Source organism: Paraburkholderia sp. MM5384-R2 (assembly GCF_014201025.1).
Lineage (GTDB): Bacteria > Pseudomonadota > Gammaproteobacteria > Burkholderiales > Burkholderiaceae > Paraburkholderia > Paraburkholderia tuberum.
On the sequence record NZ_JACHDI010000037.1, the window covers coordinates 45,054 to 58,736 of the forward strand.

Below are 13,683 nucleotides of genomic sequence, written 5' to 3' on the forward strand. Positions count from 1 at the left end.
CTGAAGCCAGAAAAGCGCTGACGCGAATTAAAACGAAGCCACCACGTAATGCGCGACGATCCCCGCGAACAACGCGCCGCCGAGCCAGTTGTTGTGACGGAACGCGGCAAAGCACGGCATGCGCTCGCGATGGCGGATCAGCGTGTAGTGATAGATCGCGCAACCCACCGCGACCGCCCAGCCGAGCCAGTACAGCGGACCAAACCCGAGCGTCACGCCGATGCCGACGTAAATCCCGAGCGTCACCGCATAGCACAGCATGACCGCGGCCACGTCGAAACGGCCGAACGTCAGCGCCGACGTCCGGATGCCGATCTTGATGTCGTCGTCGCGATCGACCATCGCGTATTCGGTGTCGTACGCAACCGCCCAGAAGATATTCGCGACCAGCATCGCCCACGCGAGCAGCGGCACGTGATCCTGCACAGCGGCGAACGCCATCGGAATGCCGAAGCCGAACGCGATGCCCAGATACGCCTGCGGAATCGCGAAGAAGCGCTTCATGAACGGATACGTGCCGGCGACGAACAGCGCGACCACCGACAACTCCCTGGTCAATGCATTGAGCGGCTGAATCAGTAGAAACGCGACCAGCGACAGCACGGTTGCCAACACGACCGCTTCCCACGCATTGATCTTGCCGGACGTGATCGGCCGGTTCTCGGTGCGCTTCACGTGACGGTCGAAATCGCGGTCCGCGTAGTCGTTGATCGCGCAGCCGGCCGAGCGCATCAGCACCGTGCCGAGCGTGAAGATCACCAGCAATTGCCACGACGGATGACCGCCGGACGCGATCCACAGTGCGTTGAGCGTCGGCCACAGCAGCAGCAGGCTGCCGATCGGCTTGTCCATGCGCACGAGGCGCAGATACAGGGGAAGTCGGGCGAACATGGGACGAATTCGGTGAAGTGCGAACACGGTGCGCCTATTTTACGGGAAGCGCACGGCGGCCCAGGATTCGCGCGGCCGCGTATCGAAGTGCCACGCGCTCGAATCTGTGCGTCATGCGGCAGCGACGCAAAAAACAAAGCCTCCCGTGCAGGGAGGCTTGTGCGTTTTTAGCACGGCGCGCGCGATGCCGGCGCCGGCATCGGACTCGACTCGACCGGCTCAGCTGCGCCAAATCAGGCGAGCAGCGAGCGCAGCATCCATGCGGTCTTTTCGTGTGTCTGCATGCGTTGCGTGAGCAGGTCGGCGGTCGGCTCGTCGTTGGCGGCTTCCGTCGACGGGAAAATCGCGCGCGCGGTGCGCACCACGGCTTCCTGACCTTCGACCAGCTGACGGATCATGTCTTCCGCGGCCGGCACGCCGTCCGCTTCGGGGATCGACGACAGCTTCGCGAAATCCTTGTAGCTGCCCGGCGCATGCACGCCCAAGGCACGGATGCGTTCGGCGATCGAGTCGACCGCGAGCGCGAGTTCGTTGTACTGCGTTTCGAACATCAGGTGCAGCGTATTGAACATCGGACCCGTGACGTTCCAGTGGAAGTTGTGGGTCTTCAGGTACAGCGTGTAGGTGTCGGCGAGCAGACGCGACAGCCCTTCGGCGATCTTCTTGCGATCCTTGTCGCTGATCCCGATGTTGACGTGCTGTACTGCTGCGGCGGCTTCTTTCCTGGCCATGATGACTCCTTTGAAGAGTGATACGAACCGGTCGGCAGATGACGGTCAGCGAAAACACGATTAAAACGTTCGACAGTGTAGCGTGTATGCCGCAAGGTTTGCGCAACGCGTGCCCGAGAGCCTTGCTGCGCAGCCATTCTGGCGGTACGGCGCTCAGCCGCCCAGCGCGTGTTGCAACGCCTGCGCGGCGATTACCGCAAAGCCGCTCGCGACGATCGCAAAGCCCAGCGCCTTGCGAAACATCAACGCCTGCCATTGCGCCTGAATGCTCGGCGCGGCGGCCCGACCGCCAATGCTCGCCATCATCATCCGAATCATGATCGTACTCCGGGTTCGTCTCGTGACGGACCGCAGCAATGCACCGCGCCGTCGATTGCTTTGCCACTGCTTTACCATCCATCGCGTATATGACGCCTAGCGGTTCCTGCCTTCCCGCAACGTGGCGAGCGCCGCTATCACACCTTCCGCGTAAGCCGGATCGGCGCGGCGGAAATGCTCGATCTGACGCGCGACGATCTCCTGCGGCACGCCGTCGATATGTCGCGCGATATTGCCGAACAGACGCTCACGTTGCGCGTCGTCGAACAGCGCGAACAACATGCGCGGCTGCGTGTAGTAGTCGTCGTCCTCGCGATGCTCGTAACGCGCGACCGCGCCCGCCGCGAGCGGCGGCTCGGACGCGTTCGCGTCCTGCACGAAGTCGCCGAAGCGATTCGGCTCGTAATTCACGTTGCCGCCGCGATTGCCGTCGGTGCGCAGCGCGCCATCGCGATGAAACGAATGCGGGTTCGGCACGCGCGGCGCATTCACCGGGATCTGGTGATGATTGATGCCGAGCCGGTAACGCTGCGTATCGCCGTACGAGAACAGCCGCCCCTGCAACAGACGGTCCGGCGAAAATCCGATGCCCGGCACCACGTTCGCCGGCGTGAACGCCGCCTGCTCGACGTCCGCGAAATAGTTCGCCGCGTTGCGATTCAGTTCGAGCGTGCCGACGTCGATCAACGGATAGTCCTTCTGCGACCACACCTTCGTGATGTCGAACGGATTGAAGCGGTAGTTTGCCGCATCCGGTTCCGGCATCACCTGAATCGCGAAGCGCCACTTCGGAAAGTTGCCCGCGTCGATGCTGTTCACCAGATCGCGCTGCGCGCTTTCGCGGTCATTGGCGACTACCTGCGCGGCATCCGCGTCGGTGAAGTTCTCGATGCCTTGCAGCGACTTGAAGTGGAACTTGACCCAGAAACGCTCGTTGCTCGCGTTGATGAACGAGTACGTGTGCGAGCCGAAGCCGTGCATCTGCCGGTAGTTCTTCGGAATGCCGCGATCGCTCATCAGAATCGTCACCTGATGCAGCGACTCCGGATGACTCGACCAGAAATCCCACGCGGCGACGTTGCTGCGCAGATTCGTGTACGGATCACGCTTCTGCGTATGAATGAAGTCCGGAAACTTGAGCGGATCGCGAATGAAGAACACCGGCGTGTTGTTGCCGACCACGTCCCAGTTGCCTTCCCCGGTGTAGAACTTGATCGAGAAGCCGCGCACGTCGCGCTCGGCGTCGGCCGCGCCACGCTCGCCGGCCACCGTCGAAAAGCGCATGAAAAGCGGCGTTTCCTGGCCGACCTGCGCGAATACCTTCGCCTTCGTGTAGCGCGAAATGTCGTGCGTCACCGTCAGCGTGCCGAACGCGCCCGAACCCTTCGCGTGAACGCGCCGCTCGGGAATCACTTCGCGATCGAAGTGCGCGAGCTTTTCGAGCAGCCAGACGTCCTGCAGCACCACGGGGCCACGCGGGCCGGCGGTCATCGAGTTCTGGTTATCGGCGACGGGCGCGCCGGCGGCATTGGTGAGCTTACGTTCGGACATGGGCACTCCTGCGTGGTTTCTATCGAATCGGGGGAAAAGCATGCGGCATCCGTGCGCGACGGACGCCGTCACGGGTAGGCACGTCAGGCGGCCAGCACCCGGTCGGCCAGCAACGACACGGCGATCGTACGGACACTCGGCGCGGCGGCCGTCGTGGCCGGTTGCGCGGGAAAAGCGTAGATGGGCTGTGAAAGCGCTTGCATGGTGTTTTCCTCCTGAGTTGTCTCGCGCCCCGACTCGGGGTCTGGGCGCTGAGCCTTATCGAATAAGGGAATCGGGCGATCCGTGGAGGAAACTATAGCAACATCTATCGAATATTCGTATTTGATTAATTTAATCTATTCGATAGGGCTTGCGCCCTTTTTGCGGCAGGCCGCACCGGGGTCCGGCGCGGCTGCGGATGATGGCGAGTCAGTTGACGGCGGCGGGCAGATCGAGCTTTTTGACGCCCGGCAGGTCGCACGCGGCGATTGCGTCGCAGATCGCGTCGATCGCGGGCATGCGCGTGAAGCTCTTGCGCCATGCCAGCACGACGCGGCGATCGGGCACCGGCTCGTCGAACGCGACATAGCTGAGCAGGCCCGCGTCGATACCGCCCGCATGTGGCTTGACCTCGTGCACCGACATGCGCGGCAGCACGGTAATGCCGACGCCGCTTGCGACCATATGACGAATGGTTTCGAGCGACGAGCCCTCGAAGGTCTTCTGGATGCCGTCGGCGTTCTGCGAAAAGCGCATCAGCTCGGGACACACGCCGAGCACGTGATCGCGGAAGCAGTGGCCGCTGCCGAGCAGCAGCATGGTTTCCTGCTTCAGGTCGTCGGGGTCGATCTTCGGGCGGCTTTCCCATGCGTGGCCGGACGGCAGCGCGACGACGAACGGCTCGTCGTACAGCGGACGCAGCATCAGCCCGGTTTCGGGAAACGGCAGCGCCATGATCGCCACGTCGATTTCGCCCTGCTTGAGCAGCTCGATCAGCTTCAGCGTGTAGTTTTCCTGCAGCATCAGCGGCATTTGCGGCACGCGCCGGATCATCTGCTTGACGAGCGTCGGCAGCAGGTACGGTCCGATCGTGTAGATCACGCCGAGGCGCAGCGGACCGAGCAGCGGGTCCTTGCCCTGCTTGGCGATTTCCTTGATCGCGAGCGTCTGCTCGAGCACGCGTTGCGCCTGCGTAACGATCTGTTCGCCGATCGGCGTCACGCTGACCTCGCTGGTTCCGCGCTCGAAAATCTGCACGTTCAGCTCGTCTTCGAGCTTCTTGATGGCGACGGACAGCGTGGGCTGGCTGACGAAACACGCTTCGGCGGCACGGCCGAAGTGCCGCTCGCGGGCCACCGCCACGATGTATTTCAATTCGGTGAGCGTCATTCGGGGATCAATCAGTCCGATGGATTCGATAGGTTCTAGTTATACACCTATAGGGTCGGTTCGCCAACTTTTTAGCCGTAGTGCTTGCGGCGGGGACGGCGCTCAGGCCTTCAGATACTGCTCGCGCGCGCCGAGCCAGCGCGCCAGATGCTGAATGACCACGTCCGGATATTGGTCGAGCAGCGTCGCGGCGGCTTCGCGCGCCGGCTCGATCAGGTGCTGATCGTTCTGCAGGTCGGCGAAACGCAGCATCGCGGCGCCTGACTGCCGCGCGCCGAGGAACTCGCCAGGCCCGCGGATTTCGAGGTCGCGGCGGGCGATCTCGAAGCCGTCGGTGGTTTCGCGCATCGTTTGCAGGCGCGCGCGGGCGGTCATCGACAGCGGTCCGGTGTAGAGCAGCACGCAGACCGACGCGGCGCTGCCGCGCCCCACGCGTCCGCGCAACTGATGCAGCTGCGCGAGACCGAAGCGCTCCGCATGCTCGATCACCATCAACGATGCGTTCGGCACGTCGACGCCGACTTCGATCACCGTGGTCGCGACCAGCAGCTGGATCTCGTTGCGCGAGAACCCGTCCATCACCGTGGCCTTTTCGGCGGGCGCGAGGCGCCCGTGCACCAGCCCGACCTTCAGCTCGGGCAGCGCGGCCACCAGCGTCTCGTAGGTCTCGACCGCGGTTTGCAACTGCAGGGTCTCGCTTTCCTCGATCAGCGGACACACCCAGTACACCTGGCGCCCCGTCAACGCCGCCTCGCGCACGCGGCCGATCACCTCTTCGCGGCGCGCGTCGGACACGAGCTTCGTGAGGATCGGGGTGCGGCCGGGCGGCAGTTCGTCGATCGTGGAGACGTCGAGGTCCGCGTAGTAGGTCATGGCGAGCGTGCGCGGAATCGGCGTCGCGGACATCATGAGTTGATGCGGCTGGAAGTCGGCCGCGCCGTCGGCGGCGCCCTGCGCCTTCGCGCGCAACGCGAGCCGTTGCGCGACGCCGAAGCGATGCTGCTCGTCGACGATCACGAGTCCGAGGCGCGCGAACTCGACCGCGTCCTGAATGATCGCGTGCGTGCCGATCACGAGCTGCGCGGTGCCGAGCGCGGCCGCTTCGATCGCGGCGCGCTTCTCTTTCGTCTTCAGACTGCCCGCGAGCCACGCGACATTCACGCCGAGCGGCTCGAGCCAGCCGCGCAATTTGCGCGCGTGCTGCTCGGCGAGAATTTCGGTCGGCGCCATCAGCGCGGCCTGGTAGCCGGCGTCGATCGCCTGCGCGGCGGCGAGCGCCGCGACGATCGTCTTGCCGCTGCCGACGTCGCCCTGCAACAGCCGCTGCATCGGATGCGGCTGCGTCAGGTCGAGCGCGATCTCGCCGCCGACGCGCTGCTGCGCGGCCGTCAGCGAAAACGGCAGCGCCTTCAACAGGCGCGCGACCAGCGCCGACTCGTCGCCGAGCTTGCGGCGCGGCATGGCCGGCGCGGCGCGCGTGCGCCGCTCGTCGTGCGCGCGCTTCAGCGACATCTGCTGCGCGAGCAGCTCCTCGAACTTGATGCGCACCCAGGCCGGATGCGTGCCGTCGATCAGCGCCGTTTCGTCCGACTGCGGGCCCGGATGATGCAGCGTGCGCACCGCGTCCATCAGCGCCGGCACACCGAGCGGTTCGAGAAACGCGCGCGCGACCGGCGCGGGCAGCAGCTCCGGCAGCGACGTGCGCGCGAGCGCGTTGTCGATCGCCTTGCGCAGATATGCCTGCGACACGCCCGCGGTGCTCGGATAGACCGGCGTCAGCGCCTGCGGCAGCGGCGTGTCTTCATCGACGACGCGCACAGTCGGATGCACCATCTCCATGCCGAAGAAGCCGCCGCGCACGTCGCCGCGCACGCGCAGGCGCGCGCCGGGCGCCATCTGCTTGACCTGCGAGCCGTAGAAATTCAGAAAGCGCAGCACGAGTTCGTCGCCGTCGGCGTCGCGCAGCTTCACGAGCAGCTGCCGGCGCGGGCGATAGGCGATCTCATTGTCGAACACCACGCCTTCGGTTTGCGCGATGCCGCCGGGCAGCAAGTGACCGATCGGCGTCAGCGAGGTTTCGTCTTCGTAGCGCATCGGCAGATGCAGCACGAGGTCGATGTCGCGTGTGAGGCCGAGTTTGGCGAGCTTGTCGGCGGTTTTGACCGGGGCTTTGGCGGCGGCTTTTGCCGCGCCTTTGGTTTTGGCGGCGGGTTTGTCGTCGCTCGCGTGGTCGGCGGCGAATTGATCCGGCGCGTCGCCCGCGTGGCCGCCGGGCTTGTCGCCGTCGCGCCCGGCATCGTGGCCAGCGGCCATCATGCCGCCTTGTGCGCCCGCTTGCGCCGCATCCCGCTCCCCCGCCTCCGCCCGCGCACCGCGGCGCCGCGGTTCGGCGCCCGCTTCGAGGGTGGCAACGGACGATCGGCGGTCGGACAAAGGCATAGGCTGCTTCGCAAGTACAATATCGGGTGCTGTCGAAAAGAAGTCGTGCCGCCCTTCGCGCGTCCAGCGTAGGCAGGATGCGGCACAAAGCGCGCGGGCCGCTTCGGCGTCCCGCCATCATAGCCGCCCGGCTCCGGCTTCGGCTCAATTCAGTCCCAAATCAGTCCCAACCCGCTTCCAGTCGTTCGCATGTTTACGCTTTCCGATTTCGATTTCGATCTGCCGCCCGAGCTGATCGCGCAAGTCGCGCTGCCCGAGCGCAGCGCAAGCCGTCTGCTCGACGTGGACGCCGCAGGCGCCGCCGACGGCGCCGCGCGCCTGATCGACCGCCGCTTCACCGAACTGCCCGAGTGCCTCGCGCCGGGCGATCTGCTCGTCTTCAACGATACCAAAGTGCTGAAGGCGCGCTTCTTCGGCCAGAAGTCGAGCGGCGGCAAGATCGAAGTGCTGGTCGAGCGCCTGACCGGCGAGCGCAGCGCGCTCGCGCAGATCCGGGCGAGCAAGAGCCCGCAGGCGGGCACGACGATCCGTCTCGCGGATGCGTTCGACGTCACCGTCGGCGAGCGCGTCGATCAGTTCTACACGCTGCATTTCCCCGACGACTGTCTGACGCTGATCGAGCAGTACGGCCGTCTGCCGCTGCCGCCGTACATCGAGCACGACCCCGACGCGACCGACGAAACCCGCTATCAGACCGTATTCGCGCAGAACCCGGGCGCGGTCGCCGCGCCGACCGCCGGCCTGCACTTCGACGACACGCTGCTCGCCCGCCTCGACGCCCTCGGCATCGACCGCGCGACGCTGACGCTGCACGTCGGCGCGGGCACGTTTCAGCCGGTGCGCGTCGAAAACATCGCCGATCACAAGATGCACAGCGAGTGGTATCACCTGCCGCAAGCGCTCGCGGACAAGATCGCCGCGACCAAAGCGCGCGGCAACCGCGTGATCGCGGTCGGCACGACGTCGCTGCGCGCGCTCGAAGCCGCCGCCCGCGACGCCGAAGCCGCCGGCCATCCGCTCGGCGCGGCGAGCGCGGAAACCGACATCTTCATCACGCCGGGCTACCGGTTCCGCGTAGTCGACCGGCTGGTCACGAACTTCCATTTGCCGAAATCTACGCTGCTGATGCTGGTGTCGGCGTTCGCGGGCGTCGAGACGATTCGCGCCGCGTACCGTCATGCGATCGACGAGCGCTATCGTTTTTTCAGCTACGGTGACGCGATGCTGCTCACGCGGCGCGATGCATGAGCCGGTTCGAGCACTGCTTCAGCGTATTGGCAGTCTTCCTAGCCGCCGCGATCCCTCGTGGCGGTTTTCATTGATTGCGCCGGACTGTTTTCCGGTCGCCCAGGAGTGATCCCCATGACCCTTGGTCATCCCTTGCAACAGCCTGCCCATGAGCGCCCGGAGAACGGCCTCAGATTCGAACTGCTCGGCACCGACGGCCTCGCGCGCCGCGGCCGCGTCACGCTCAATCACGGCGTGGTGGAGACGCCGATCTTCATGCCGGTCGGCACCTACGGCACCGTGAAGGCGGTCCAGCCGCGCGAGCTCGACGAAATGCACGCGCAGATCATCCTCGGCAATACGTTTCACCTGTGGCTGCGACCCGGCCTCGAAACCATCGAGGCGCACGGCGGCCTGCACGGCTTCATGGGCTGGAAGAAGCCGATCCTGACCGATTCGGGCGGCTTCCAGGTGTTCTCGCTCGGCGATCTGCGCAAGATCACCGAGGACGGCGTCACGTTCGCGTCGCCGATCAACGGCGACCGGCTGTTCCTGTCGCCGGAAGTGTCGATGCAGATCCAGAAGCTGCTGAACTCGGACATCGTGATGCAGTTCGACGAATGCACGCCGTACGCGACCGACAACATCCCGACCTCTCACAAGGAAGCCGCCGAATCGATGCGCATGTCGATGCGCTGGGCGCAACGCTCGATCGACGAATTCGAGCGCCTCGGCAATCCGAATGCACTATTCGGCATCGTGCAGGGCGGCATGTTCGAGGATCTGCGCGACGAGTCGCTCGCCGGCCTCGCGGAGAAGAACTTCCACGGCCTCGCGATCGGCGGTCTGTCGGTCGGCGAGCCGAAGGAAGACATGATGCGGATCCTGAACCACATCGGCCCGAAGCTGCCGGCCGACAAGCCGCACTACCTGATGGGCGTCGGCACGCCGGAAGATCTGGTGGCCGGCGTCGCGGCCGGCATCGACATGTTCGACTGCGTGATGCCCACGCGCAACGCGCGCAACGGCTGGCTCTTCACGCGTTTCGGCGACATCAAGATCCGCAACGCGACGCACAGGAACTCGCTGCGCCCGCTCGACGAGCAATGCGGCTGCTACACGTGCCGCAACTTCACGCGCGGCTATCTGCACCACCTGCATCGCGTCGGCGAAATTCTCGGCGCGCAGCTGAACACGATCCACAACCTGCATTACTACCTGGAACTGATGCAGGAAATGCGCGATGCGATCGAGGCGAAACTGTTCGACACTTTCCGCAAGCGTTTCCACGAAGACCGCGCGCGCGGCGTCGAACCGTCGTCCTGACGGCCCGCCACATGGATTGCGCATGCCGCACGCGGACAACTTACAATTTACTTTCGCCGGCCGCTGAATTTGCCCCGAATCGGACCTTTAAACGGTTGATCGCAAAGCCGATTCGCCGCGCCGGCGCGCGTGTGGCCGGTGGTAGAATAATCGGCTGATTTTTTTGATCGTTTGACTGATAACGGAGAGACCAACGTGTCGTTCATTTCCAATGCCTTCGCGCAAGGCGCAGCAGCAGGTGGTATCGAATCGAACCTGATGAGCTTCCTGCCGCTGATCCTGATGTTCGGCGTGCTGTACTTCATCATGATTCGCCCGCAAATGAAGCGTCAGAAGGAACATCGCAACATGCTCGCAGCGATGGCCAGGGGCGATGAAGTCGTGACGAACGGCGGCATCGTCGGCAAGGTGACGAAGGTGGGCGAAGCCTACGTCGGCATCGAAATCTCGGAAGGCACGGAAGTCACCGTGCAAAAGGCGTCGGTCACGACAATTCTCCCGAAGGGCACGATCAAGTCGCTGTAAGGCCTGCACTCCCCGCGTCCGGTGCGGCCTCGCCGGCGGTTCAGGCAGTTCGCTGAACGGCCCGCGCTCATCGCCGGACGCATCGCAGCCAAGCCAACCTTCCCGTTGGACCACTCATGAATCGCTACCCCCTCTGGAAATACGCCGTGATGCTGGTGGCTCTGGTCATCGGCCTCGTGTACACGCTGCCCAATCTGTACGGCGAAGCGCCGGCGGTGCAGGTGTCGAGCGGCAAGGCCACGGTCAGACTCGACGCCGCCACGCTAGCGTCGATCGAAGCCGCGCTCGCGGCCAATCACATCAAGCCGACCGCAATCACGTTCGACAACTCGCAGATCAACGCGAACATCCGCGTGCGCCTGACGGACACGGACACGCAGCTGCGCGTGAAAGACCTGCTGCAGAAGTCGCTCAATAGCGACCCGAACGATCCGCAGTACGTCGTCGCACTGAACCTGCAAAGCGCGTCGCCGACCTGGATGACCGCGCTGCGCGCGCTGCCGATGTACCTCGGTCTCGACCTGCGCGGCGGTGTGCACTTCCTGCTGCAGGTCGACATGGCCGGCGCGCTGAACAAGAAGCTCGACTCGGACGCCTCGGACGTGCGCACGCTGCTGCGCGACAACAACGTGCGCGACGGCGGCGTGAATCGCGTGAACCAGTCGGTGGTCGTGAATCTGGCCGACCAGGCCACGGCGGACGCGGCACTCAAGCTGCTCGGCCGCAGCGTCAGCGAACTTCAGTGGGCGTCGCAGCCGAACACCGGCGCGGACGGCGGCGTGCAGCTCGTCGGCACCTTTACGCCGGCCGTGCAGCGCGAGGTGCAGGACGCCGCGCTCAAGCAGAACATCACGACGCTGCATAACCGCGTGAACGAACTCGGCGTGGCCGAGCCGGTGATCCAGCAACAGGGCTCGGACCGCATCGTCGTCGAGCTGCCGGGCGTGCAGGACACCGCGAAGGCGAAGGACATCATCGGCCGTACGGCGACGCTCGAAGCGCGCCTCGCCGATCCGGTCAACACGCATCCGAACCCGAACGACCCGGTGCCGCCGGGCGATGAACTCTTCACGCAAGGCAACCAGACGCCGGTGCTGCTGCGCAAGCAGGTGATCTTCACCGGCGACCGCATCATCGACGCGTCGGCGGGCTTCGACGAGCATCAGCGTCCGTCGGTCAATATCCGTCTCGACTCGGCCGGCGGCCGCGCGGTGCGCGCGGTATCGCGTGACAACATCGGCAAGCCAATGGCGATGGTGCTGTTCGAGCACGGCAAGGGCGAAGTGCTGACCGTCGCGACGATTCAGTCGGAACTGGGCGACCGCTTCCAGATCACCGGCCAGCCGACCCCGCAAGCGGCCGCCGACCTCGCGCTGCTGCTGCGCGCCGGTTCGCTCGCCGCGCCGATGGAAATCATCGAGGAACGCACGATCGGCCCGAGCCTCGGCGCCGACAATATCAAGAAGGGCTTCCACTCGGTCGTGTGGGGCTTCGCGGCGATCGCCGTGTTCATGAGCGCGTACTACATGCTGTTCGGCGTGATCTCGATGGTCGGCCTGTCCGTGAACCTGCTGCTGCTGGTCGCGATGCTGTCGATGCTGCAGGCCACGCTCACGCTGCCGGGTATCGCCGCTATCGCGCTCGCGCTCGGTATGGCGATCGACGCTAACGTGCTGATCAACGAGCGCGTGCGCGAGGAACTGCGCCACGGCGCGCCGCCGCAACTGGCCATCCAGAACGGCTACGCGCATGCATGGGCGACGATTCTCGACTCGAACGTGACCACGCTGATCGCCGGCCTCGCGCTGCTCGCATTCGGCTCCGGTCCGGTGCGCGGCTTCGCGATCGTCCACTGTATCGGCATACTGACGTCGATGTTCTCGGCGGTGTTCTTCTCGCGCGGCCTGGTCAACTTCTGGTACGGCGGCAAGAAGAAGCTGAAGTCGCTGTCCATCGGCCAGGTGTGGCGTCCGCAAGCGGCGGCCGCCGGATCGGCTGCGTACGCCGGCGGCAACAGCCTCGGCGGCAGCGACGCCGCGACCGACACCGCGCAGGCCATCGCCACGGCGAAGGCGAGCGCGAAGGCAAGCTCGAAGGCACCGGCCGCGGCCGGCGCGAAGGGTCGCGCGAAGCCGACCGTGCGCCGCCGCAATGCGCCGGGCACGCCGACGTCGAATGACTCGACGCGGCAAAAACCGGGTTCATCCCGCTGAGTCCCGGAGAACAAGACCATGGAATTTTTCCGTTTCCGTAAAGACATTCCGTTCATGCGGCGCGCGTTGATCTTCAACGCGATCTCGCTGATCACCTTCCTCGCCGCCGTGTTCTTCCTCGTGCATCGCGGGCTGCATCTGTCGGTGGAATTTACCGGCGGTACCGTGATCGAGGTGCAGTATCCGGGCGCGGTGCCGCTCGACCCGGTGCGTAACACGCTCGGCAAGCTCGGCTATGCCGACGCGCAGGTGCAGAACTTCGGCTCCTCGCGCGACGTACTGATCCGTCTGCCGCTGAAGACGGGCTACACGTCCGCGCAGCAGAGCGACCAGGTGATGGGCGCGCTGAAGGCCGACACGCCGGAAGTGCAGTTGCAGCGCGTCGAGTTCGTCGGTCCACAGGTCGGCAAGGAGCTCGCCACCGACGGTCTGCTCGCGCTCGCCTGCGTGGTGGCCGGCATCGTGATCTACCTGTCGTTCCGCTTCGAATGGAAGTACGCGATCGCCGGCGTGATCGCCAACCTGCACGACGTCGTCATCATTCTCGGCTTCTTCGCGTTCTTTCAGTGGGAGTTCTCGCTGTCGGTGCTGGCCGCGGTGCTCGCGGTGCTCGGCTATTCGGTCAACGAGTCGGTCGTTATCTTCGACCGGATTCGCGAAACCTTCCGCCGCGAACGCAAGATGACCGTGATCGAAGTGATCAACCACGCAATCACCAGCACGATGTCGCGAACCGTCATCACGCACGGCTGTACGCAGATGATGGTGCTGTCGATGTTCCTGTTCGGCGGCCCGACGCTGCACTACTTCGCGCTCGCGCTGACGGTCGGTATTCTGTTCGGTATCTACTCGTCGGTGTTCGTCGCCGCGGCTCTTGCCATGTGGTTCGGCGTCAAGCGCGAAGACCTGATCAAGGACAAGAAGGAACGCGTCGATCCGGACGATCCGAACGCGGGCGCCCAGGTTTGACGCGCGCGTAACCGCTGAGGATGCGCGGATCGGGATAGGGGCAGGCCTCGCGGCCCGACCCCTCCCACACCACCGTGCGTACGGGTCCGTACACGGCGGTTCGGATCGGTTGATCGACTATG

General features: G+C 65.0%; 11 protein-coding genes. 5 read left to right on the forward strand and 6 right to left on the reverse strand.

Translation table 11 applies throughout. From position 1 onward, the window contains the following. Nucleotides 1–27: 27 nt before the first annotated feature. From ubiA to recG, 6 genes are all read right to left on the reverse strand, one after another. The gene (gene ubiA / locus HDG37_RS34775; RefSeq protein WP_184055567.1) at nucleotides 28–891 is read right to left on the reverse strand and encodes a 4-hydroxybenzoate octaprenyltransferase; all 864 of its coding nucleotides are present in this window, start codon (nucleotides 889–891) and stop codon (nucleotides 28–30) included. Between the two features lie 233 nt (nucleotides 892–1,124). Continuing rightward, nucleotides 1,125–1,622, reverse strand: a complete 498-nt coding sequence (locus HDG37_RS34780) for a Dps family protein (protein ID WP_184055569.1) — start codon at nucleotides 1,620–1,622, stop codon at nucleotides 1,125–1,127. A gap of 153 nt (nucleotides 1,623–1,775) precedes the next feature. Continuing rightward, nucleotides 1,776–1,940 carry a hypothetical protein gene (locus HDG37_RS34785; RefSeq protein ID WP_184055571.1) on the reverse strand — a complete coding sequence of 55 codons (165 nt, stop codon included), beginning with the start codon at nucleotides 1,938–1,940 and terminating at the stop codon, nucleotides 1,776–1,778. Nucleotides 1,941–2,036: 96 nt separating this feature from the next. Continuing rightward, a complete protein-coding gene (locus tag HDG37_RS34790; RefSeq protein WP_184055573.1) occupies nucleotides 2,037–3,491 on the reverse strand; it encodes a catalase in 1,455 nt (484 codons plus the stop codon). A gap of 411 nt (nucleotides 3,492–3,902) precedes the next feature. Beyond that, nucleotides 3,903–4,862 (reverse strand): LysR substrate-binding domain-containing protein, encoded by a 960-nt coding sequence (locus HDG37_RS34795; RefSeq protein ID WP_184055574.1) that lies wholly within the window; start codon nucleotides 4,860–4,862, stop codon nucleotides 3,903–3,905. A 102-nt stretch (nucleotides 4,863–4,964) separates the two neighbouring features. Then, a complete protein-coding gene (gene recG / locus HDG37_RS34800; protein WP_184055576.1) occupies nucleotides 4,965–7,301 on the reverse strand; it encodes an ATP-dependent DNA helicase RecG in 2,337 nt (778 codons plus the stop codon). 189 nt (nucleotides 7,302–7,490) lie between these two features. Here recG and queA point away from each other — a divergent pair, with 189 nt between their 5' ends. From queA to secF, 5 genes are all read left to right on the forward strand, one after another. Further along, nucleotides 7,491–8,549 (forward strand): tRNA preQ1(34) S-adenosylmethionine ribosyltransferase-isomerase QueA, encoded by a 1,059-nt coding sequence (gene queA / locus HDG37_RS34805; RefSeq protein WP_184055578.1) that lies wholly within the window; start codon nucleotides 7,491–7,493, stop codon nucleotides 8,547–8,549. A 114-nt stretch (nucleotides 8,550–8,663) separates the two neighbouring features. Then, nucleotides 8,664–9,854 carry a tRNA guanosine(34) transglycosylase Tgt gene (tgt, locus tag HDG37_RS34810; RefSeq protein ID WP_184055580.1) on the forward strand — a complete coding sequence of 397 codons (1,191 nt, stop codon included), beginning with the start codon at nucleotides 8,664–8,666 and terminating at the stop codon, nucleotides 9,852–9,854. A gap of 195 nt (nucleotides 9,855–10,049) precedes the next feature. Next, on the forward strand, nucleotides 10,050–10,379 hold the full coding sequence (gene yajC, locus HDG37_RS34815) for a preprotein translocase subunit YajC (RefSeq protein WP_184034524.1): 330 nt from the start codon (nucleotides 10,050–10,052) through the stop codon (nucleotides 10,377–10,379). Between the two features lie 116 nt (nucleotides 10,380–10,495). Next, entirely contained in the window at nucleotides 10,496–12,592 is a 2,097-nt protein-coding gene (secD, locus tag HDG37_RS34820) for a protein translocase subunit SecD (protein WP_184055582.1), read from the forward strand. A gap of 18 nt (nucleotides 12,593–12,610) precedes the next feature. Further along, nucleotides 12,611–13,561 (forward strand): protein translocase subunit SecF, encoded by a 951-nt coding sequence (gene secF / locus HDG37_RS34825; protein WP_184055584.1) that lies wholly within the window; start codon nucleotides 12,611–12,613, stop codon nucleotides 13,559–13,561. Nucleotides 13,562–13,683: the final 122 nt, after the last annotated feature.

Coding starts and splice junctions, on each gene's coding strand:
- ubiA (WP_184055567.1), bottom strand. CDS start 891: ATGTTCGCCCGACTTCCCCTGTATCTGCGCCTCGTGCGCATGGACAAG.
- HDG37_RS34780 (WP_184055569.1), bottom strand. CDS start 1,622: ATGGCCAGGAAAGAAGCCGCCGCAGCAGTACAGCACGTCAACATCGGG.
- HDG37_RS34785 (WP_184055571.1), bottom strand. CDS start 1,940: ATGATTCGGATGATGATGGCGAGCATTGGCGGTCGGGCCGCCGCGCCG.
- HDG37_RS34790 (WP_184055573.1), bottom strand. CDS start 3,491: ATGTCCGAACGTAAGCTCACCAATGCCGCCGGCGCGCCCGTCGCCGAT.
- HDG37_RS34795 (WP_184055574.1), bottom strand. CDS start 4,862: ATGACGCTCACCGAATTGAAATACATCGTGGCGGTGGCCCGCGAGCGG.
- recG (WP_184055576.1), bottom strand. CDS start 7,301: ATGCCTTTGTCCGACCGCCGATCGTCCGTTGCCACCCTCGAAGCGGGC.
- queA (WP_184055578.1), top strand. CDS start 7,491: ATGTTTACGCTTTCCGATTTCGATTTCGATCTGCCGCCCGAGCTGATC.
- tgt (WP_184055580.1), top strand. CDS start 8,664: ATGACCCTTGGTCATCCCTTGCAACAGCCTGCCCATGAGCGCCCGGAG.
- secD (WP_184055582.1), top strand. CDS start 10,496: ATGAATCGCTACCCCCTCTGGAAATACGCCGTGATGCTGGTGGCTCTG.
- secF (WP_184055584.1), top strand. CDS start 12,611: ATGGAATTTTTCCGTTTCCGTAAAGACATTCCGTTCATGCGGCGCGCG.